This is a genomic window from Vibrio sp. 1F263, assembly GCF_041439035.1.
Classification (GTDB): Bacteria; Pseudomonadota; Gammaproteobacteria; order Enterobacterales; family Vibrionaceae; genus Vibrio; species Vibrio tasmaniensis_A.
In genome coordinates, this window is sequence record NZ_JBGONI010000004.1 from 128910 (window position 1) to 150370 (window position 21461).

At 44.0% G+C, this 21461-nt stretch carries 14 protein-coding genes and 1 pseudogene; 9 read left to right on the forward strand and 6 right to left on the reverse strand.

Going from position 1 to position 21461, the window contains the following annotated elements:
• Window positions 1–7: 7 nt before the first annotated feature.
• From ACED25_RS04165 to pheT, 3 genes are all read left to right on the forward strand, one after another.
• Entirely contained in the window at window positions 8–1240 is a 1233-nt protein-coding gene (locus ACED25_RS04165; protein ID WP_102258576.1) for a hypothetical protein, read from the forward strand.
• Between the two features lie 426 nt (window positions 1241–1666).
• A complete protein-coding gene (pheS, locus tag ACED25_RS04170; RefSeq protein ID WP_004734764.1) occupies window positions 1667–2650 on the forward strand; it encodes a phenylalanine--tRNA ligase subunit alpha in 984 nt (327 codons plus the stop codon).
• Window positions 2651–2668: 18 nt separating this feature from the next.
• Window positions 2669–5056, forward strand: coding sequence for a phenylalanine--tRNA ligase subunit beta (pheT, locus tag ACED25_RS04175; protein WP_371692524.1), 2388 nt, complete (start codon window positions 2669–2671; stop codon window positions 5054–5056).
• Window positions 5057–5306: 250 nt separating this feature from the next.
• Here pheT and ACED25_RS04180 read toward each other — a convergent pair whose 3' ends face one another.
• From ACED25_RS04180 to ACED25_RS04190, 3 genes are all read right to left on the reverse strand, one after another.
• On the reverse strand, window positions 5307–7379 hold the full coding sequence (locus tag ACED25_RS04180) for a hypothetical protein (RefSeq protein ID WP_371694692.1): 2073 nt from the start codon (window positions 7377–7379) through the stop codon (window positions 5307–5309).
• Window positions 7380–7517: 138 nt separating this feature from the next.
• Window positions 7518–9242, reverse strand: coding sequence for an ATP-binding protein (locus tag ACED25_RS04185; protein ID WP_371694693.1), 1725 nt, complete (start codon window positions 9240–9242; stop codon window positions 7518–7520).
• A 12-nt stretch (window positions 9243–9254) separates the two neighbouring features.
• The gene (locus ACED25_RS04190; RefSeq protein WP_371694694.1) at window positions 9255–10268 is read right to left on the reverse strand and encodes an SIR2 family protein; all 1014 of its coding nucleotides are present in this window, start codon (window positions 10266–10268) and stop codon (window positions 9255–9257) included.
• Window positions 10269–10488: 220 nt separating this feature from the next.
• Here ACED25_RS04190 and ACED25_RS04195 point away from each other — a divergent pair.
• Both ACED25_RS04195 and ACED25_RS04200 read left to right on the forward strand, forming a co-directional pair.
• Window positions 10489–10704: pseudogene (locus tag ACED25_RS04195) on the forward strand (alpha/beta fold hydrolase); the annotation flags it as partial.
• A 604-nt stretch (window positions 10705–11308) separates the two neighbouring features.
• Window positions 11309–12235 (forward strand): hypothetical protein, encoded by a 927-nt coding sequence (locus tag ACED25_RS04200; protein ID WP_371694695.1) that lies wholly within the window; start codon window positions 11309–11311, stop codon window positions 12233–12235.
• Window positions 12236–12351: 116 nt separating this feature from the next.
• Here the strand turns inward: ACED25_RS04200 and ACED25_RS04205 are convergent, their stop codons facing one another.
• From ACED25_RS04205 to ACED25_RS04215, 3 genes are all read right to left on the reverse strand, one after another.
• Complete coding sequence (locus tag ACED25_RS04205) at window positions 12352–12984, reverse strand: glutathione S-transferase family protein (RefSeq protein ID WP_371694696.1); 633 nt, start codon at window positions 12982–12984, stop codon at window positions 12352–12354.
• Between the two features lie 14 nt (window positions 12985–12998).
• Complete coding sequence (locus ACED25_RS04210) at window positions 12999–14201, reverse strand: YbfB/YjiJ family MFS transporter (RefSeq protein ID WP_371694697.1); 1203 nt, start codon at window positions 14199–14201, stop codon at window positions 12999–13001.
• A gap of 443 nt (window positions 14202–14644) precedes the next feature.
• The gene (locus ACED25_RS04215; protein WP_371694698.1) at window positions 14645–16153 is read right to left on the reverse strand and encodes a DUF3360 domain-containing protein; all 1509 of its coding nucleotides are present in this window, start codon (window positions 16151–16153) and stop codon (window positions 14645–14647) included.
• Window positions 16154–16564: 411 nt separating this feature from the next.
• Between ACED25_RS04215 and ACED25_RS04220 the strand changes: the two genes are divergently transcribed.
• The 4 genes from ACED25_RS04220 to ACED25_RS04235 all read left to right on the forward strand — a co-directional run bounded on the left by ACED25_RS04220 (window position 16565) and on the right by ACED25_RS04235 (window position 21436).
• Window positions 16565–17119 (forward strand): hypothetical protein, encoded by a 555-nt coding sequence (locus ACED25_RS04220; RefSeq protein ID WP_009846993.1) that lies wholly within the window; start codon window positions 16565–16567, stop codon window positions 17117–17119.
• A gap of 334 nt (window positions 17120–17453) precedes the next feature.
• Window positions 17454–18326, forward strand: a complete 873-nt coding sequence (locus ACED25_RS04225) for a patatin-like phospholipase family protein (protein WP_041472829.1) — start codon at window positions 17454–17456, stop codon at window positions 18324–18326.
• 15 nt (window positions 18327–18341) lie between these two features.
• Window positions 18342–18710, forward strand: coding sequence for a hypothetical protein (locus tag ACED25_RS04230; protein ID WP_371694699.1), 369 nt, complete (start codon window positions 18342–18344; stop codon window positions 18708–18710).
• Between the two features lie 542 nt (window positions 18711–19252).
• Window positions 19253–21436, forward strand: a complete 2184-nt coding sequence (locus tag ACED25_RS04235) for a hypothetical protein (RefSeq protein ID WP_371694700.1) — start codon at window positions 19253–19255, stop codon at window positions 21434–21436.
• Window positions 21437–21461 lie beyond the last annotated feature (25 nt).

Here is a 21461-nt window from a genome sequence, read left to right on the forward strand (position 1 = left end):
CAAGAATATGAAAAGGATTGTGTTAACAGGAACGCAGTTATCTTTAACCTTGGCAGCGACCGTTGGACTCATGCAGGTGTCGTTGCCATGTGTGGCGGCTGGAATTAGCTCTGAGTTCGTAGAACAGATCACCCCACAGCTCGCAGGGCAGATTAACCTCGAACACAGGCAGTTCTTTAGTGACGGTTTGCAAGGGCAAGATAAAGGACAAAGCTCACTGGTGTTGCAACCAGAGTTTTACTGGGAGCAAGAGGAGGGCAACGGCAGCTTTACCTTCACGCCGTTTTACCGCCTAGACAGCGAAGACGATGAGCGAACCCATGGCGACGTTCGTGAAGCTCTGTATCTCAATTATTGGGACGATTACGAATTGCGAGCCGGTGTCGGCAAGGTGTTTTGGGGTGTAACCGAATCGGCGCACTTGGTGGATGTGGTAAACCAAACCGATGCCATTGAATCGGTCGATGGTGAATCTAAGTTGGGTCAGCCTATGGTGCACTTTACCTCAATCAAAGACTGGGGAACCATTGATGCCATGTTACTGCCGTATTTTCGTGAGCGTACCTTTGCAGGGGAAGACGGTCGATTAAGGTCGACTGTACCTGTATCGGACGATGCGCTTTACGAATCTTCGAGAGAAGAAAAGCACGTTGATGTAGCGCTGCGCTATAGCCAAATGTACGGCGATTGGGATGTCGGTTTAAGCTATTTAGGCGGCACAAATCGCGACCCTTATTATCGTGTAGAAGGCAATCAGCTAAAGCCGTATTACGCGCAAATGCAGCACTTCGGACTCGATGTGCAAGGCATTATTGGTGACTGGTTATGGAAGCTGGAAAGCATTTATCGCGACAGCTACGACAACCACACCGGCGTAGCAACAGGCTTTGAATACACATGGGTTGGGGCGCTTGAATCGTATTGGGACATCGGCTTTATCGCTGAATACTTGTATGACAGCCGAGGCAATAACGCCCAAACCATCGGCCAAAACGATGTGTTCCTTGGGGCGCGTGTCGCCTTGAATGATGAAGACGGCACCGAAGTACTTACAGGCATTACTCAAGACTTAGACAACAGCGATGTCTACAGCGCCAAGTTGGAAGCCTCAAGCCGCATCAATAACAACCTCAAGTGGCGATTAAACGCTTGGTTGTTTGAGAATGAAACCCCAGAAGACTTACTGTTCTTCGCTCGTAAGGATGATTTTGTCGAAGTGGCGTTGGAGTATTACTTCTAAAGGCTCGATGTTTTAGCTCCCATTCTTTACGTTCAAATTAAGCTCTCTACGAATAAACCAAGGAGCGGTGGTCTTAAATCTCGCTTCTTGGTTTCTTATCTCAGTTCTACCTAGTTATCTCAATTGTACATTCTGATCTCAGTTCCAGCCTTCCTATCCAAATCCTGTGAACACCACCTCAACCTAGGTTCGGTGAATGTAATCAAACTGTCTCACTTGGTGACGTTTTTGTATCGGTTTCTCTTTGATTTCATCGATTTCAATGAAATTCTGTTTTCTAACGTTAAATTTGCCGTGTTTTTAGTCAATAACTTGTTCTTTTAGCGATTCAATTTGGCATTGGTAGCGTGTTTGATTACTATGTGTAGCTATCTAAAAAAACTAATCATCCGATACGGACACTACCAACTGGTAGATGAGGAAATGATGCAACATCTAGAAGAGATCATTGCTAATGCAACGACTGCTATTGATACAGCAGATTCGTTAGTCGCACTTGATGAAGTGCGAGTTCAGTATTTAGGTAAGAAGGGTGAACTCACTCTTCAACTACAAAGCCTAGGTAAACTTCCACCTGAAGAGCGTCGCACTGCTGGTCAAGAGATCAACAAAGCGAAAGGTGCTGTTCAACAAGCGATCGCAGCTCGCAAAGACGCACTACAACGTGCAGAGCTTGAGGCGAAACTAGCTGAAGAAACTATCGATGTGAGCCTACCAGGTCGTCGCATTGAGAACGGTGGTCTTCACCCAGTTACTCGTACAGTTGAGCGTATCGAACAGTTCTTTGGTGAGCTTGGCTTTAGCACTGAGTCTGGCCCTGAGATCGAAGATGCATTCCACAACTTTGATGCACTAAACATCGCAGACGATCACCCAGCTCGTACTGATCACGATACTTTCTTCTTCAACCCTGATCTAATGCTACGTACGCACACTTCTGGTGTTCAAATCCGTACGATGGAAAACGGCAAACCGCCTTTCCGTTTCATTGCTCCGGGTCGTGTTTACCGTAACGACTACGATCAAACTCACACGCCAATGTTCCACCAAGTGGAAGGTATGTTAGTTGATGAGAACGTAAACTTCGCACAACTTAAAGGCATTCTTAACGATTTCCTTTGTAACTTCTTTGAAGAAGAAGTTGAAGTGCGTTTCCGTCCTTCATTCTTCCCGTTCACAGAGCCTTCAGCTGAAGTTGACGTGAAACGTAAAGATGGCAAATGGCTAGAAGTTCTAGGCTGTGGCATGGTTCACCCTAACGTACTTCGCTCTGTTGGCATCGACCCTGAGAAATACTCTGGTTTTGCATTCGGTATGGGTGTAGAGCGTCTAACGATGCTTCGTTACGGCGTAAATGACCTTCGTGCGTTCTTCGAGAACGACCTTCGTTTCCTTAAACAATTCAAGTAATCCGGGGCAGTCAAAACTATGAAATTCAGTGAATCTTGGCTACGCGAGTGGGTTAAACCTGCAATTAACAGCGAAGAGCTAGCTCACCAAATCACTATGGCTGGTTTGGAAGTTGACGATGTAGAACCTGTTGCTGGTGAATTCACCGGCGTTAAAGTAGGTAAAGTGGTTGAGTGCGGTCAGCACCCAGACGCAGACAAACTACAAGTTACAAAAATTGATATCGGCGAAGAAGAGCTTTTAGACATCGTATGTGGTGCATCTAACTGTCGTCTTGGCCTAACTGTAGCAGTAGCAACAGTTGGCGCAGTACTTCCTGGTGACTTCAAAATCAAGAAAGCAAAACTACGTGGCGTTCCATCGCACGGCATGCTTTGTTCTTTCTCTGAGCTAGGTATCGACGTAGAGTCTGACGGCATCCTTGAGCTACCAGAAGGCACAACGCTAGGTATGGACGTACGTGAGCTTCTTGAGCTTAACGACGTAACTATCGACGTAGACCTAACAGCAAACCGCGCAGACTGCTTCAGCATCCGTGGCCTTGCTCGTGAAGTTGGCGTACTAAACCGCGCAGACGTTACAGAGCCAACAGTTGAAGCTGTTGCAACAAGCATTGAAGACACAGTATCTGTTGAAATCAAAGCAACTGATGCTTGTCCACGTTACCTTGGCCGTGTGGTTAAGAACGTAAACGTAAAAGCGGAATCTCCAATCTGGATGCAAGAAAAACTGCGCCGTTGTGGTATCCGTTCAATCGACCCAGTTGTAGACATCACAAACTACGTGATGCTAGAGCAAGGCCAACCAATGCACGCATTTGATCTAGCTAAGATCGAAGGCGGTATCGTGGTTCGTCTAGCAGAGCAGGGCGAAAAGCTAACACTTCTAGATGGCAACGAAGCTGAACTAAACAGCAACACACTTGTTATCGCTGACCAAAACAAAGCACTAGCAATCGCTGGCATCTTTGGCGGTCAAGATTCAGGTGTTACGACTGAAACGACAGACGTACTTCTTGAAGCAGCATTCTTCGCACCGGATCACATCCGTGGTCGCGCACGTGCTTACGGCCTTCACACTGATTCTTCTCTACGTTTCGAACGTGGTGTTGATTCAACACTTCAAGCAGCAGCAATGGAGCGTGCAACACAGCTTCTAGTTGAAATCTGTGGTGGTGAAGTTGCGCCAGTTAACGGCAGCGAATCTGAAGCTGATCTTCCTAAAGCAAACGTAGTTGCTCTACGTCGCGCTAAGCTAGACAGCCTACTAGGTCACGAAATCCCATCTACAGACGTAGTGGAAATTCTTACTCGCCTAGGTTGTGAAGTTGAAAGCACTGATGCTGGCTGGACGGCAACGTCTCCATCTTGGCGTTTTGATATCGCAATCGAGCAAGACCTAATTGAAGAAGTAGGTCGTATCTACGGTTACGATAACATTCCAAACCAAGCGCCTAAAGCGGCACTTAAAATGAATGACCACAAAGAAGCTAACCAACCGCTTAAGCGCGTTCGTGACCTTCTTGTAGACCGTGGCTACCACGAAGCAATCACATACAGCTTCGTAGAACCAGAACAGCAAAAACTTGTTGTACCTGGTGTTGAGCCGCTAATCCTGCCATTCCCAATCTCTGCGGACATGTCAGCAATGCGTCTTGGCCTAATCCAAGGTCTTCTAAACACAGTGGTTCACAACCAGAAGCGTCAACAGTCTCGCGTTCGTCTATTCGAATCAGGCCTACGTTTCATCCCTGAAGCAACGGCTGAAAACGGCATGCGCCAAGAAATGATGCTTGCGGGCGTTATCTCTGGTACTCGTGGTGAAGAGCACTGGGACATTGCAACTAACACTGTAGATTTCTTCGATCTTAAAGGTGACCTAGAAGCCGTTCTTGAGCTTTCTGCAAACGAAATCGCATACAGCTTCAAAGCAGCTAAGCACCCAGCACTTCACCCAGGTCAAACTGCGGCTATCGTAGTAGACGGCAAAGAAGTGGGTATCATTGGTACTGTTCACCCAGAACTAGAGCGTAAGTTTGGTCTTAACGGCCGTACTATCGTATTCGAAATTGAATGGGCAGCTATCAACACTCGCGTGCTTCCAGAAGCAGTAGCAGTATCTAAGTTCCCTGCAAACCGTCGTGATATCGCAGTAGTTGTTGACGAAGCAGTCGCTTCTGGCGACATCGTTGAAGCGTGTATCGCAGCGGGTGGCGAATTCCTAACAGGCGCTAAACTGTTCGACGTATACGTTGGTCAAGGCGTTGAAGAAGGTAAGAAGAGCCTAGCAATCGCACTTAGCCTACAGTCTGTAGAGCGCACACTTGAAGATGCAGACATCGCTGGTTCAGTAGATGCTATCGTAGCTTCAATCTCAGAGAAATTCGGCGCAGCACTTCGCGACTAATCTCTTCTGATAGATAGAAAAACCAAAGGCCTCGCAATTGCGAGGCCTTTTTGTTTTTTGTGCAAAGGAGTCGGGGCTAGCTCATTATTGGGCAAAAGTTTGTAACAATTTTTGAGTAACGTGGGTATTTCAGATAAGTTCAATTAAGACAATAACGGTGCATAAATTGCTCAACAGTACATGGTTAAAAGTCAAATCGTGACGTTATTTGACTTAACCCTACTTTTTCAGAACTAAGAATCAACGAATATCAGTCGGAAATATGAGTATCGCATCCCAGTATTAGCTCCACTAAGTTGTCGACACTCACGCCCTCTATTGGTACCTCCAGTTTATCTTGACGATCTAAGATATAGGCAGGAACTGGCTTCGGAGTGGGGATTACCTCCTTAGGAAGGTGCGATAGCATATTCTCACTCTTTACCTTTAGGTTCTTATATCCCAAGTGATCTGCTAACTTGATGAATTCTTCTAGCATTGCTTCGTGCATCATCCACACGAACGCACGTTTGTGTTTCTGGCGAATGAGATTGAAGTTCTCCTCTGTTCCTACCTTTTCTGGGTCTATTTCTGCTTTATACGCATCAGGATCTTCCAACACGATCCGTTGCCGGTATATAACAAGCATCCTGCTATAATCTCTCACTACTGCGGTTAGGTCTTCTTCATTTGGAGGAGATTTCTCTGCTAGCCTTTCAGGATTCAAGCGTACTGGCATGAAGAACTGGAAATCGATACCAGATAGAAACAACATAGTGTCAGCTACCATGGCGTATAGTTCGGCTGTTGGGAAACATCCGCGTGCGATAGCCAGTCTCTCATCCTTGGAAAGAGTGAGTAGGTAGTTTTCCCCTAAGTTCAAAGACAAGTACTCATAGAGGTGTTCCGGTTTCAGCTCGATATCTACTTCTGGAAGTCCGACAACAATACGCCCTAAATTGTTGTTTTCTTTTACGAAAGGACTGAGATCAAACTCACTATATAATGCTGAACGACATGGTGAATTCGCCAATGCGTTGAAGAAGTCACGACGTGAGTTCGCATCTGGGTGGTCTAGAACCGCTTCTAAAAATTCACCAAGAACCCTCTTGAACTGTAACGTACAGAGTCCACCAGTGTGTACTACGGCCATGCTAATGAAACGAACCATGGCATCAATAGCTCTCCTAGTACCATTTTCTATATCACTATGAGTCAACACTTGAATACACTCAGCTATATTCTCAAACAATTGAGCAGCATTAAATAACTCATCATCCTGACATACTTGATCGAAAAGACTGGTGTATATACTGCTCTGCACGCCATAAGGGTCTTTACTACATATATAGTCCCGTAAATAAATCTCTATGCTTCGCAGCTCTTCACAAGAAATCGAAGGAGCTATCTCCATCAATTCTTTCTCACGCATATCACGCCAATTATCAATGTTAATCGAAGAATCACGACGCGGTCTTTGTAGGATAAAGGTTGGAGTGATATCGAGTAACGCATCCGCGCTGGGGTATTTTTCTTGAAAGATATGACCCCAAGGGTTTGAGAATTTTTCGTGAAAAACGGTTGAACCAGCAATATTGAAGCTTATTGAGTTTGAATGCGAGTATGGCTTACCATTATTTCCAGTGAAAGGTTGTTCCCAAGCAGGAAAAGCTGATTGAATCTGGTTTCCTCTGAGTTGTATTCGCAATTTTATAGTCTTTAGAGGGGTATTCACCAAAGCGTACCCATAAAGTACTCCAGCTCCTTGTTCTGATGTTGGGTAAGTAGAATCATCGTCATCAATATTATCAAAGGCTTCGGTAAGGAACTTGATAATATCATCTTCAGTGGAACCTATAGGGTATAGCGTCTTCCAAAGGTAACCTGATTTATAATAGTTGTCAGGTTGCATAGTTATTTTAGCAGCGCTACCTGTAAATAACTGTCGGGGAATTTTTAAGGTAATAACTCCATTCTGAAGCTCTCTAGCGAAGAACCAATCGTTATGTCTATCAACATCGTATTCAAGAAGGTGTGTGATGCTTGTATGGTGTGATAGTAAGTTCTCCCAACCCTCCCAGGTGTGAAGTCCTCCAGAGAGAACTACTTCGGTCGTTCTAACACCTTGTGAACTTACCGGTCTAATTGAAGTATCGCCGGACAAAATATGTTTGAGAGCAGACTCAGTTAACTCATATCTTCCTTTCTTCCCGAAGTGAATAGGGTACACCTTTGGCATTGCCATTCTCTCACTTATCTTAAATAGTTCTCTTTTTGAACGTAAGAACCCTCGCAGTTGCTTGCGTATTTTTTTCATCTTGATCTTGGAACCAACTCGCCCCATCTGCATCACCTTTTAGTATATTCCTACGTCAAAGGTACATATTTAGAGTTCTATTTTAGAGACCTCACCCTATTGCTTGATATGTACATTTAATTCAACAAAAAAAGAGGGATAAACTCCCTCTGAGAATCACACAAATCATTGAATGTTTTGCTTTCGCCAGTTTTGTATCGCCTTGGCTATGCGACCATGAGTGGCCTGTTGTTGCCACTCATCCCAAAAATCGACTGTACCACTATTTGGTTTGTGGATTGGTTCATCAATTCTGATACGGCTTGGTAATAAGCTTGCATCACCAACGACTAGCGCTTCACCAGTATCCAATGTAGGCAGGACATCACTAAACCCTCCAAGGCTATCTGGTAGCAACCTTTTAACAACTGCCTGATCATCTGCATTAGTAAGACGCATTGATACGAAGTTACTACACTGACTCAGCATGGTCTTGTTTACTTCTGAAGGACGCTGACTGATAACTACCAAGCTAACTCCATATTTTCGTCCTTCCTTAGCAATTCGCTCGAAAATATCTATAGAGATATCATCAGCTGCACCAACGGTATTACGCTGTGGAATGTATAGATGTGCCTCATCACACAGCAAAGCGACTGGGTGTCGCTCCTCACTTGAAGTCCACTGCTGAATAGAAAAAGCTAATCGAGCAACCATAGAAACAATCAATGGCAAGATATCAGAAGGTACCTCAGAAAAGTCGACGACTTTTATGCCACCTTGTCCATTTTCTTGAGTGCTTCCCAGCAATGTGTCCGTGAGTTGACCAAGCCAGTCAAATTCCAACGTCTCTGTGCCACCTTGAAACAGAAAGCCTAGTCTTCTGTCTGTAACCTTGTTTTCTAATCTCGCTACAAGCCGAGAAAGTTTCCCATAAAACTCTCCTTGTTTAGGCTTGCCATTTGCTCCTGGAACCATCTCCGAGTTTATTTCATTCAGCCTATTAAGCAGTACATCAATATCGAAAGGGACTGGGCTATCTACAGTAAAGCTCTCTAGAATATCAGCATACCCTCCAGCCTCTAGGTACTGCTGTTTGGCGGCATTGATTTCCCGTGACATGATCATGGCCTGATTAGGTGCGTTTTGATCAGAGCGGTCAACAAATAGCGATACAAGAGCTTCGTAAGACAAGAGCCAATAAGGCAAGTAAATTGCACCATCAGCAATTGTTCTTCCTGTTTCAATTTCCCCTGGCCCCGCGACTTTGTAATGCTTCAAGCCTTCATGCTGCAAAGGTGCATATTCTCCGTGGAGGTCAAATACAATTGCGTTGGATGATTCTAAATTAGCCATCTGCTCGATGATTTTTGCAGTAGTCCATGACTTACCTGAACCAGTACTTCCACCAATAAATGCATGTCGTTGGAAAAACTTGTTGCCATTTAGATACGCAATAGCATTGTCATCCAAAGTGTACTTGCCCAACGTAAGGGAGTTACCGCCAGCTGCGGCATTGGATAACACTCGCATAAAACTAGTAAGCTTATCTCCTTCTAAAGCAAAGCAATTAGCGTCTATTTCAGGGACACTTTCCAACGTTCTTCTAAAAACGTCTCGACGTGCTCCATCTCGGTCAAGCATTGTACCAATTAAAGCTACCTTACAAAGGTTTTGCTCATTCGTCGCTTCCTCACCACCGTCTTCAAGCTCGAATAACTTTTTACGAGTTACTTGAGAGATTAACCCTATCAAATGCTGCCCTGGCTTAGCACTTTGTAACACAGCAAGCCTGTTCACCTGTAAACGCTTCAATAATTCGCTATCTTCAACCTCAACAATAACGGTAGTAGTGTCAACTGAAGCGACTTTACCAAGTGCTTGCTCATCACTATAAGTAAATAATGACAATTCCATTCCTCCCTAGAGAACTAATTCTAAATAACCGGATAGGCTCCAAAAATCACCTTCTGCGGTGATAGGAGCGTTAGTTTCTGAACTGTAAATTATTGATTCGTTGTTGTGTGTCCCTCGTTCAATAGCCAAAAAGTTCTTGGCTCTTCCCGATAAAAGAAATTCTCTAGCGGTATCACTCAACCCCCAGGTGACAAGGGTTATGCATCCACCATCACGGATACATTTTTCTACCAACTTTTCTTGAATGTGTTCATCGTTAAAGCCGAAGCCAACGCAAAGATAAGAATCGCTATTTCTGATTGCGCTATCAGCCATCTGAATGATAGTTCTAAATGGTTCATGATAAGTCGTCATATATTTAGCTATACCTGGCGTTACAATCTGAGGTTTATGCCCTTCAGGGATTGCTTCGACTTGATTTAAACCAATCACATCGCCGACAGGACTTGTGAACCAGTCTAGGCTGCCATGCACCTTTAGGATATTAACTACTCTGTCTGCTCGAAGTGATTGAGATGGAGCTTGTAACCTTCGATAACCGTGAGTAAACCCAGTGTAATGATGAACCCCTGCTTGCTCAGCTGCATATTCGGCAATACGATCATAGTTAGTTGTCACAATATTAATTTGACCTGCGACCGAACGAAACAGACCTTTAATTAAGGTTGCTAAGGGAAACTCATCCATTCCCAAAAGAGAAGATTTAAACACCTCTATATCTTGTGGATTGAGTAACTCCCATGTAGCACTAACTACTGCATCTGTTAAGGTTTCAGATAGGCGGACCTCATGCAAAGCCGATTCTAAATCGGTTCCTGATTCGAGCAACGCTTTAAATCGTGCCCAAGCTTCAAGCTCCGCACCATCAAGCCCACTAGTTTTAACTGTACTTACTAAATGTTTTGACAGATCTCCCATCCCCGATAAACCAAAAGCAGCAGATGCGCCGCTACCGAGGATGATTACAGGAGATTTTTGGTAGTACTTTTGCGCTTGCGCGTAGAAGTCAACCTTGCTCATTAATATTCACCTAACTTCTTAATTTTTACCATTATGTATAACATACTAATAGTGTGTGATTTGTGCTAACCATCAGATTTAAATATGAAAACTCATAAAATACTCTCAAGGGCTTTATCTAAATCTTTATTGACATGTCTACAGCTTCACACTTTATAGTGCCTATATTGATTGAGAGGGGCGCTTTCTGTGTTCGCTCCAACGTTAGTAGAGAGACACTATGAAACGTTTAATTCTAAACATCACACTCTTGGTATTCATGGCGCTTGGCAGCATGAGTGCCATAGCTCACGATTCAACGGTTAAGTACGGTATTGCGATATCTCACGATGGTGAGGAAATTGCGTATGGCAAAAGTGGGAGCGGGGAGGCGGCGCTGATCTTCATTCACGGTTGGAGCTTAGACAGTAGGCTTTGGCAAAACCAAGTGAGTGAGGGCTTTTTTACGTGCAGTACAGATCCCGAAACGACTAGGGCAGATGCACGTGAGAATAGGCCGATAATCCCCTCCTAACCTCCCCTTGGTTTACATCTCCAATCTCTTGTTGGTAATGGGAAAGGGGAGGAACTGAATACCGATCGTGAAAAGTGCAGCTGTAGTTCAGCGACAAAGAATGTTCTCCCCCTCGAACGTTAATCTAAAGAGATCGGTTAACTCCATTTGAGGGGGAGCTAGAGGGGGAGATTTTGGTCTACTAGACCCATTCCACAATGTTGATGAAAGCGGTGAAGACAGTGAAGTAGGGCGCTGTAGTTGTTAAAGGATAGTGGTTAATCGTTCAGAGAAAAAACCAAGGCCTCGCGATTGCGGGGCTTTTTGTTAGTTGGAGGTTTTGCTAGCTACATTCATTTCAATTTGCGAGTGATGATCGCATCGTTCACTCGTTTATGGTCCTTAAACGGCGGCCTCATAGTTATATAAATGCTCTATCAACTACTCCTAGATACGTAATTAGCACTACTGTGATTAGTAGGGCGACCGAATCTAGTGGTGCTTTCTGCTGATAATCACTTTAACTATGTGTTTAGGACGTTCTGCTATGGCTAAGAAAATAATATTCATTCATGGTCGCGCTCAAAAGCCCGATAAAGATTCCCTTCAATCACTTTGGTACGAGGCTATAGAACATGGCTTGCAGCGAGATTGTGGAGGCTCAAGTTCATTACAAGCTTTTAAAGATGTCGATAAACGGTTTGTCTATTACGGTGAACTATCAAACACATTGTTAGAGAAACCAACAGAAGACCCTGCAAGTCGACAGCAAGCGCTGTCTGAACTCAAAAAATACAAGACAAGCCAGTTCAATCAAACAACGTATAACAAGGTATCTAAAATTGGTTTTCTAAAAGAGGCGTTAGCAGATACTTTTTCATCGCTATTTGGAAAGCTGGGTGTGGCTGAGACACTCATAACGAAGGTCGCGCCGGACATGGCGCATTATTGGAATGAAGATACCTATTTTGGTAGCGATGTCAGGCACAGGCTAATGGTTGAACTGAAGGAAGCGCTTGATAATCAGGATGACGTGATGATTGTATCGCATAGCCTTGGCTCGATGATCAGTTATGACGTGTTGTGGAAGCTGTCTCATTACGGAGAGTATAGACACGACTATGGTGCAGGCAAGAAGGTCAACTTATTGCTTACGCTTGGGTCACCGTTAGGAGATGAAAACGTAAAAGACCGGCTAAAAGGGAGCCGCTTGAAAGATGAGAAGAAGTACCCTTTAAACATTCAGCAATGGATAAACATATCGGCAGAGGATGATTTTATCTCTCATGACAGCAAAATTAGAAATGACTTTAAAGATATGCTCAAACTGGATCTGATACCCGGCGGAATGAAAGATATCCACCCCATTTACAACCTCAACATTCGCAACGGAAAAAGCAATCCGCACGCTTCCATCGGCTATCTAATCAACCCTAAATTCATCAAAGTTCTGGATGAATGGCTCTCCAGTTGATTTGGTTTTACCATCGTAAATTGCTAGCTGCTCGTTCGTTGGAACGCAGATAAAACAAGGCCTCGCATGTGCGAGGCCTTGTTAGACTACGTTCTACACAACACTGATCAAAGTGATTAAGAATTTTTGTATTCGCAATAGTTAAGCTTTTTTGAAAGCGACTCTAGGCTAAGTTTTGCCAATGTGTCTTTAAAAGGCGAATTGTGTAAGGCAGTCGTGAGGATGTCGCGTTCTTCTGCTGAAAGCAAATTAACATGTCTGAATAAGACGTAATCTAATGCGACGTGCAGGTACAATGTTGAGAAGTCAGGTTCAAGCAAGTCATCATTGTTACTCAACTGCCCGATAAGTGCTTTAACGCTTCTTTTAATACCGTCCTTTCCCCTAATCGTTAGCACGTTTTGCTCAGCTTCGAAGCGGCTCAGTGCAGCGCACCGAAAGGCCACTTCCATCAACGTTTTACTCACTCCCAATAACGACATACGTTGAGTGTCGCTAGCCTTGGTCACTGTTAGTTTTTCTGTTGGGTATGCTTGCATGAGGAACTCACAGATCGCTAAACTCTCGGTCAGTGCAACCCCATCACTGGTTTCTAGAACCGGAATGGTACTAAATGGATTAATGGCGACCAATGTGCTGGGTGTTTGCCACGGGTCGACCCATTCAAGAACCATTGGAGCATCACACAAATAGACCGTTGCCAGCACTGCTCTGGAGAATGGAGAGGTGTCGTTTAAATACAGTTTCATGAGCGATTCCTTTGCTAAGAACTCATTTGAGCAGTGTTTAATGTCTGCTGTTTGGTTGATGTAAATGCAATGCAGAGTATCGACAGGATCAGTGCACTCGTACTGATCATAAATAAGAGGTTATAACTGGTGAGTTGAGGAGCGTAGTGAGCCATAACGAAGCCGACTATTCCTTGCGATATAGCAAAAGCCATAGTCATTGCTCCCCAAGATCTCGTATGGAGCTGAGTCCCAACGATCTCTAAGGTGTAGGTTGATACCAGTGTTACGGTGCCAGGAGTAAACATACCGACCAACAAAGATGAAGCAAAAAGTGCTGTTTCATTGGTGCTTAATAGTGGAAGAGCAACCCCCGAAGCTTTACAAAAAAACGCAGCTAATAGTGCTTTTTTAAGTCCAAATTTATCCCCTAGTATACCAGTCACTATTGGCCCAATCGCTGCTCCTATACCAAACACAGCCCAATAAAAACCACCGCTCGCAAAACTCATTTTTAGCTCTCGAACAATATAGTCGACCCAAAAAAGAGTATGAGGTAAATAACCAATGGCGCTAAAGGTGTAGGCTAAAAGTACGCAGCTAATACTAATGCGCTTATTCTTAGATAAGGCATCAAACGTCGATGGACTTTTATCGCAATGATTTGGCTTAACCTCAAGAGACCATGCGTTCCACGTCAGGACAGTTGCAACGAAAGCGATCGCTCCCATACCTAACCATGCACTTTCAACGCTTTGGTAGATAAGTAAAGGTATGATGGTTCCTGAAATCATCGCGCCAATGCCAATGCCTGAAAACACGACGCCACTGATTCTTGCTTTCATCTCTTGAGGGTGAAGGCTGGTGATCACGGGTGGTGCGAGTACCATAAGTACGGCACCTGATATACCCGCAATGGTTCTAAGCGTTAAAAACCATTCAAAGGGGGCAGATTTTAAGGCACAACCAAGATAGCTAAAGCTACTTAACAACAAAGAGGCACGTATGAGTGTGCCTGTTGAATAATATTTCTGTAAAAAGCTCGATGCAGGAGCTCCGAATATATAGCCAATCAGTGTTGCAGCGCCGAGTATGGAGGCATCTTCGCTTGAGAACCACCCACTTTGAATGAGCACAGGCATTAATGCTATGTAGGCAAAGCGACCAATACCGTTCCCAACTAATGTTGCTGCGAGCCCTGCGAAGGTGTTGCGGTTTAAGAGTTTTACGTGCTGCATATCTCGTACTGTTGGTTTGCATATGTAACATTACGCTAACATTTAAACTTGAACTATCTAAGCTGAGTTTTTGCTCTAATGTTTAAGGTTTGATGACAACTTACATTTTTTGTAAGTGTCAGATTGGTCATTTACATTTCTAATCTCTAGCTGGTATAGGTAAAGCTAATGGGAGGGGGGGAGTATCTGAATATCGATCGTTACAACTATAGCCATATATTCAATGGCAAAGAATGCTCTCCCCCTCGAACGTTAATCTAAAGAGATCTTGAGAGGCTTTGATGCTAGATCCGTTCAACGTAACGTTGATGAAAGCGTTGAAGTTAGTGCAGTAGGGTGTTGCCGCTGATAAAGATTAGCTGTAACCGTTCGATAGATAAAACTAAGGCCTCGCGTGTGCGAGGCCTTTTTGTGTTCCAGCTAAAACTAAATATTAATCGAGCTTAACGAAAGCTTGGGATAATCGCTGGAATCCCCGGTAGAAGGCCAACCAACGCCATTACACCACTTAGCACAATAAACATAATGCCAGGCAACACCCAACGGCTCATTTTACTAAGCTCACTACTACGTTCTTTACAACCGACTAAGCCTAAGTTATCCAATAGCATGGTGAGAGCCCAACCAAATGCAGGGTTAACGAGCGCTGAAGAAAATACGACAATCGCTGCCGATTGCGTGGTTTTTCCTTCACGCGTCATTTCCATGCCAGCTTCTAGCAATGGCACAAATACCCCAACAATGAGTGCTACACACAATACAGGTTGCCAGATAGCTAGATCCATCGGGTAACCCCAAACCGCGGCGATGATACAGAACAGAGCTGTGAGCAATGCGCCGGCAGGAATAGGGCGTTTAGCAATCGCCGCCGGTACGATATAAGTACCCCATGAAGACGTAAAGTTAGTACCACCGAGCAGAGAACCGAACGTTTGGCGAATTGAAGCCGTGGTCATGGTGTCGTCAATGTTCATGTGTACTTTTTCGGTACGCTCTGGGTAGCTGATCTTTTGAAATACTTGATGGCCTAAGAAATCTGGCGACCACATCGCCACGGCTAGAATTGCAAACGGCAATACCACCATGAAGTGTTCAATCGTCGGTAGGCCAAGCATCCAGCCTGTATCTTCTCCCCACCAATACATAGGGTTCATGTTAGGTAAGCCTGGCTCAGTGTGGAAAGCGAATGGGGCACCCATGGCAAATGCAATCGTACCACCCAGTAAACAACTAAGAGGTACGGCTAACCAACGTTTGCGGAAGTGTTCCAATAACGCGTACAAGATAATGGTGCAAAAGATGACGACAAACGCGATGTGGCTCATGCCAATTCCTTCAGCCCAAGCGAACAGCTTTTTCACTTGAGAAGCGGTTCCAACAAAGCCAAGGTAGAGCAATAATCCGCCACATACGCCTTTACTGGTGAGGTTGGCCAACATACTGCCACCTTTACTGATGGCTAAGATTAGGCCAAAAGCGCCAATCAGCAATCCAAACGCCATAGGGTGTCCGCCTGCTGCAACCACAATCGGAATTAAAGGAATGAGTGGGCCGTGTGTACCTGCGAGGTTCGCGGTCGGCAACAGGAAGCCAGAGAAAATAATAATGAAAACAGAGGCGATGAGGAGTTCATAACGAACGTTTTCTAGAATGAAGTCTTCATTTAATCCGAGAGCCCCAGCAAAGGTGGCTGCAATAGCGCCCACCATAACCACTTTACCAATGGTCGCCGCCATCGCTGGGATGGTGTCTTCTATCTCAAATCGATAATCTTTAAACGGCAAATTTGGACGCCAGCGCTTAGGCGACATGATTTGCAATTCGTGTTCTAGATACTGTTCTCGGGAATCAAACTCTGAGCTTGGTTTATGTTGTTGTTCATAGGTGAGTTCATCCTCATTGGCTTGAGGCTTCTCTGTTTGTATATGTGCGGACTCTAAAGTAGTGCTCATTTTGATTCCTTTCGTTCACACTCTAAGGTGTGTTATTCCAACAAACGTTGTTGACTCACGGCATGAAGCGTAAACAATGCGTCAACTTATAATTAAAAATTCATTAACATTTAGTTGTTAGTACCTTATACCAAACCAAAAAAAACAAATAGACTCAGTCGGTTAGACATTAGTCGTAGAGTCGGACGACTAGTATTAGACCCTGTAGATAGTATGTGTCTGGTTATTTGTAGGCGATGAATTTATGGGTAATAAACGAATATCTAACAAGAAATGCTTGGCGTTAAAGCATCAGATAGCATCCATCGATGAGTGCTTTCTGGGGTAACGTTTTTGGTTAAAAACTATTGATAATAATTCTCATTACGTTACCTTGTGGGCTCAAACACACTCATTGTTGCGGAGACCAACATGGAACACTCGGATATTACTCAACTGCTTATTCCAAAGAGCGATTGGGCATCGCCTGATCTCTTTCTCTATGAAGGGGAAGACAAACTTCATCTGAGCTTAGAAGGCGCAATTCAATACAGTGGATTGAACAGCATTGGTGGCGTGGTTCTGGGCTTTAGGATGATCCAACATGCGGTGCAACTCGCGGCGGGTGAGCAGTCTTTGCAACGTGATGGCATCAGTGTTTATACCGCGTTCCCTGGACGTGGTGCTCAAGATGCTTTTGAGTACACATGCCGCGCACTGCGTGATAGGCGCTATTGCTGTGATACCACATTGCATCACCCTGCAGCGCAAACCGGACAACGTGGTCAGTTCTTGTTTACGCTTCGCTTGAATGAACAGTCTATGGTGATGACGCCAGCAGACGGGCTTCCAAGAAAAAGCTATTTTGAGGCCGACAGACACGCACAAGAAGGTCGAGAGGCAGCATTGAGATGGCGTGATGAGAAGATTAACTTCGCCAATACGCTCTTGAGCTTGTCGCCAGAAGAGTGCTTACGCGTGTTGTAATTCTTTGTTCTCACTTACAGAATGAGCTCAAAAACACAATGAATAACAAGAGGTCGCTCCCTTTCAAGTGGGCGACTTTTTTGTATCAAGCGCTAACGGAAAGCAGATTCCTAGTCGCGCTTAGGCTTGCTGGAATGACTCACTTTTAGTTTAGTGCGGTAGTCTAAAGTCTATGAGTTTCAGCAATCAACTTAAGTTGCCCGATCTCAATCCGCGACACATTTAGGCACGCAGGTGGTGCAGTTTTCAAAGCATTACACAGCTTACACTGACACGAAGTGATATAATTTTTGCCCAAAGCTTTGAAGAGCTAATGAATTAAAGGATGAGTACGATGGAAAAAACGATCTCGTTGGTACTTGGCAGTGGTGGCGCAAGAGGCTTGGTTCACGTTGGAATCATCCGTTGGTTAATTGAGCATGGCTATCAGATAAAATCCATCTCTGGTTGTTCAATTGGCGCACTTATCGGTGGTGTCTATGCGGCGGGTAAGTTGGATGAATTTGAAGAGTGGGTCACCAGTATCGACCAATCGGATATGGCGATGATGTTGGATTTTTCATGGCAGTCGAGTGGTATCTTCAAAGGGGACAAGATCATCGATACACTGCGTGGATTGATCGGTGAGATTTCAATTGAAGAACTGCCTATCCCTTATACCGCGGTTGCCGCTAACGTCGCCGATGAAAAAGAGGTTTGGCTGCAATCAGGCTCTCTGTTTGATGCCATTCGCGCTTCTATCTCTTTGCCATTGTTCTTCACTCCTCATGTGATTAATGGCGAAGCGCTGATTGATGGCGGGGTACTCAATCCCGTACCGATTGCGCCTACCTTTGGTGATAAGACAGACTTTACTCTTGCTGTGAACTTAGGCGGCGAACCTGAAATTGTTCAACAGGAAGTGATACCGGTTTCCCTACCAACAAAAGAGAGCAACCTGCACGAAAAGGTTGTTCACTTTATCGATAATCTCGGTAGCAGTGTAAAAAGTAAAATGAGCTTTAACTTTGCAGCCTACGACATTGCCAACCAAGCGTTTGATGCGATGCAATCGACCATTGCTCGCCAAAAATTGGCCGCTTATCCTGCCGATATTACGCTTGAAATCCCACGTAATGCCTGTGGCACCTTAGAGTTTGATCGCTCACAAGAGATGATAGACAGAGGCTACCATTTGGCACAGGCTAAACTGGGCAATCGACTTTAATGTATTTGCTGCTGAATGAGAGTATCTATGGAAACTGAACTAAAAGAGCTTGAACTCCACGAGCTTATGGCAACAAAAGATGTCATCGTGCTTACCAGCTCAGAAGTGGCTGCCGCATCTTGGCTGATAGAGTGCTATCAAGAGAACGCTGATATTCAGATTATCGAGAACGCACACCAGCTAGATACTGAAGCGATTGTGGTGCAATGCCGAAGCAGCCTGAGTGAAAATAAAAAGGTCATCCTCACCGCGCAGTTTCGTAGCCAGCTCCCTATCATCAATCTCGCTTCACTGTGTAATGAGAAGCGCAAGTCATTGATCAATATTGAGTTGTTAGGCTGGGATGAAGAGACTCGCCTTCCTCAGTCTTATACTAGTTTCTAGTTAACTGCATTCGCTAGATAACAGCAATTTCTAGATAATTAGCAGTATCTCAGTAGCCTTATAGCCAATAAGGTCTGGCCTTTTGTGTTTCTATACTGACGGTTTAGTGCTCTAGCTTCGTCACTTCCTAATGCTAGAGCAACTATTGCAGCTCAACGAAACGTTAATGAAAGCAGTTAAGTCAGTGAAGTAGGGTGGTTGTAATTGTTCGATAAAACTAAGGCCTCGTGTTTGCGAGGTTTTTTTCGATATGGGAAAGGAGTAAGGGTCTAACTCATAACTTGCAATAAACCTTTTGGAATCGAAGGACAAACTCACCTCTTTCCCTCATGTCAAACCAAGGTAACACGTATAGATATTAAATGACCTAAGCTATTGACAATACATCACAATACAATTTATGGTGAAGGTGACTAAATTGCAGTCGGCTATCGAGTACGTTACTCACTTTTCCGCTCCCCTCTATTGCACGGGAGGTTTCAGCTGCAAATCCGGACACTGCTCCGGTTAATTCTATATGTGAAACCTAACTCCCATTTTTATTGGAGAAAACTATGTGCAGGATAGATGCGCCATTTGGCAATCGCTCCCTCGATGAAAAAAAAGATCCCGTCGAACGTTTCGTACAAGCTCTTGACGAGTTTGAAGTTAAAGACAATTTCCGAACGTTATTGATTAAACACTTTTCAGAAAACTGGATTGATGTTTTTTGCAGCTCTTCACGCCTTGAAGAAGCGTTGGCTACTGCTAACGAGCAGAACTCTGAATCAGAAAAATGCGTAGCGCTTGCGTTTTGCCAAAATGTAAACATACGTTTTCGGTTACAACCATCTCCTGATGACGATTCTTATAGAGAGTCATTACTTTTCAAATTTTTGACTGATGTGGCAAGCACGTATTATCCAACCTCTCCTTACGGTTTCTATAAGGCGGGGATAGAAAGACATCTCCATTCATATACTTGGTTTATTCACAAGCACTATGGTGATGAGTTTTTTTTCACCAAAGAGTTCTTCAATGATGATGCATTTAGCTCTCTAAGTGAAAATGAGAGAATGCGCATACTTTGGGATTGCTTCTACTTTATAGCGCCACCGTTTGACTGTTTAAAATATCATTCAGACGACTCGACCTTAGTTAATGAACTACTATCGCTAGCTTCATCAAACGATAATTCTATCTCACCTAGTGAACACGCTCAATCAATCCAACTAGGTCTAGAATTCTTAAGAACATGGCTCAAATATGATGCTGAAATGGGACGAATTTCTTTTGACTCATCTAGGTTTTTCTGGGATTCCCCTTGGGAAAGACTTGAGTCACTAGTTTGGCAGAAAAACTTTAATGATGAAGAAAGCCAAAGCTCTCTGACTAACTGGCTCAACAACACAAAGCGAGAACTTGAGAAACTTTTGCTTCTTAATTTCAACGTAGACAATGCTGAGGATCTAGAGGCTAAAGAGTGGGCTAACCATATAGAGCGATACTTTAGTGATATCTACCATCACATTCAGAACGATTTTGACTGGAGAACATACGAACACGATAAGTTTGATATTCGACTGAAAAAAGAGCTCGAGGATTTATGCTCTCAGTTAACTCCTAGACAGTTAGAAGCATGGATACAATGGTCGATTCAGCAAGACTTTGACCGCATTTTGAGTAACAAGCAAAGGTTGCCAGAATTGTCTAAAAGCTCTGAGAGATGGATATGCGAAACTTTTTTTTGTGTTTGGAAAGATCTTTTCTTAGCAAACCTGAATACGTTAGAAGTTCGCGAACAAATTCATGTTTTATCTGCTACTTTTCCTGCAAGAAGAGGAGAATCATCCGAGTTTATCTTGGCCTCTTCTGAATGGTGGCGTGGGCTGTTTAATCAGCTTCCAGAAATAAATGATTTTCCTAAAACGTTAATCCCAGAGTGGACGATCACTGCCACTCGTTGTTTACACGAGCAAAACCTACTTCCATATATCGATAAAAGTATAGGCATTTTAAGAAAAGAAGTAACCGGAGCATGCCAGCCTAAAGAGCAGGAAAGGCATGATGAACAACTCAAACAACTGCTAGAAGAGCTTGATCGTTTACAACCTAACAAATCCTTTCGTCATCGACTGTTACTAATGCGCTCCCATACTCTACCGCTATCTGATGAATCGATTTCTTTGGGAAATCCATTGAACCAAAGTAATTTAACTCAATGGTATATTCCAGTAAGTGATCTAGCTACTCGACTGTTTGAGAAACACCTAGATGTTAAGTTGACCGAACCTGCTGAAAACCGTTTGAAAGCTTTGATGGAACCTTATGCTACATGTACTAATGAGTTAGCAGAGTTTTGCCTAAGCCGTTTACGCCTTCGTAAAGGTGAAAAAGCGAGAGATAAACAATACACAGCTGAACAAATAGTTGAGCAGTCTTCAGTTTGGCGACAAGGGTACTTAAAGGCATTAACTGAGTTAGGGGTTGATCTTAACGGTAAAGTTCATAAGGCAGTGTATTTCATCAAACAGTCAGACCCTGATCCTGATGTACGTACAATCGCAAGTGAATGTTACAAAGCAGTTCGCAGAAAAACAAAAAAGAACTCTACTATTCCTGATTTGAAGCGAGGCATTATTGCAGCTGAATGGTGGCTACTTATCTGCCAACGACAAAAACTTGGTATGGCAATAAACCATGAGGACGCCCTCAAAACGAGACGCAACTTAATGCGCAACCCATAACCACATTCAATTCATTCATCCAATC

Excerpts from the sequence above, each read along its gene's own strand:
- ACED25_RS04165 (WP_102258576.1), top strand. The coding sequence starts at position 8 with ATGAAAAGGATTGTGTTAACAGGAACGCAGTTATCTTTAACCTTGGCA.
- ACED25_RS04220 (WP_009846993.1), top strand. The coding sequence starts at position 16,565 with ATGGAACACTCGGATATTACTCAACTGCTTATTCCAAAGAGCGATTGG.
- pheT (WP_371692524.1), top strand. The coding sequence starts at position 2,669 with ATGAAATTCAGTGAATCTTGGCTACGCGAGTGGGTTAAACCTGCAATT.
- ACED25_RS04230 (WP_371694699.1), top strand. The coding sequence starts at position 18,342 with ATGAGAGTATCTATGGAAACTGAACTAAAAGAGCTTGAACTCCACGAG.
- ACED25_RS04190 (WP_371694694.1), bottom strand. The coding sequence starts at position 10,268 with ATGAGCAAGGTTGACTTCTACGCGCAAGCGCAAAAGTACTACCAAAAA.
- ACED25_RS04225 (WP_041472829.1), top strand. The coding sequence starts at position 17,454 with ATGGAAAAAACGATCTCGTTGGTACTTGGCAGTGGTGGCGCAAGAGGC.
- ACED25_RS04210 (WP_371694697.1), bottom strand. The coding sequence starts at position 14,201 with ATGCAGCACGTAAAACTCTTAAACCGCAACACCTTCGCAGGGCTCGCA.
- ACED25_RS04180 (WP_371694692.1), bottom strand. The coding sequence starts at position 7,379 with ATGGGGCGAGTTGGTTCCAAGATCAAGATGAAAAAAATACGCAAGCAA.
- ACED25_RS04205 (WP_371694696.1), bottom strand. The coding sequence starts at position 12,984 with ATGAAACTGTATTTAAACGACACCTCTCCATTCTCCAGAGCAGTGCTG.
- ACED25_RS04215 (WP_371694698.1), bottom strand. The coding sequence starts at position 16,153 with ATGAGCACTACTTTAGAGTCCGCACATATACAAACAGAGAAGCCTCAA.
- pheS (WP_004734764.1), top strand. The coding sequence starts at position 1,667 with ATGCAACATCTAGAAGAGATCATTGCTAATGCAACGACTGCTATTGAT.
- ACED25_RS04200 (WP_371694695.1), top strand. The coding sequence starts at position 11,309 with ATGGCTAAGAAAATAATATTCATTCATGGTCGCGCTCAAAAGCCCGAT.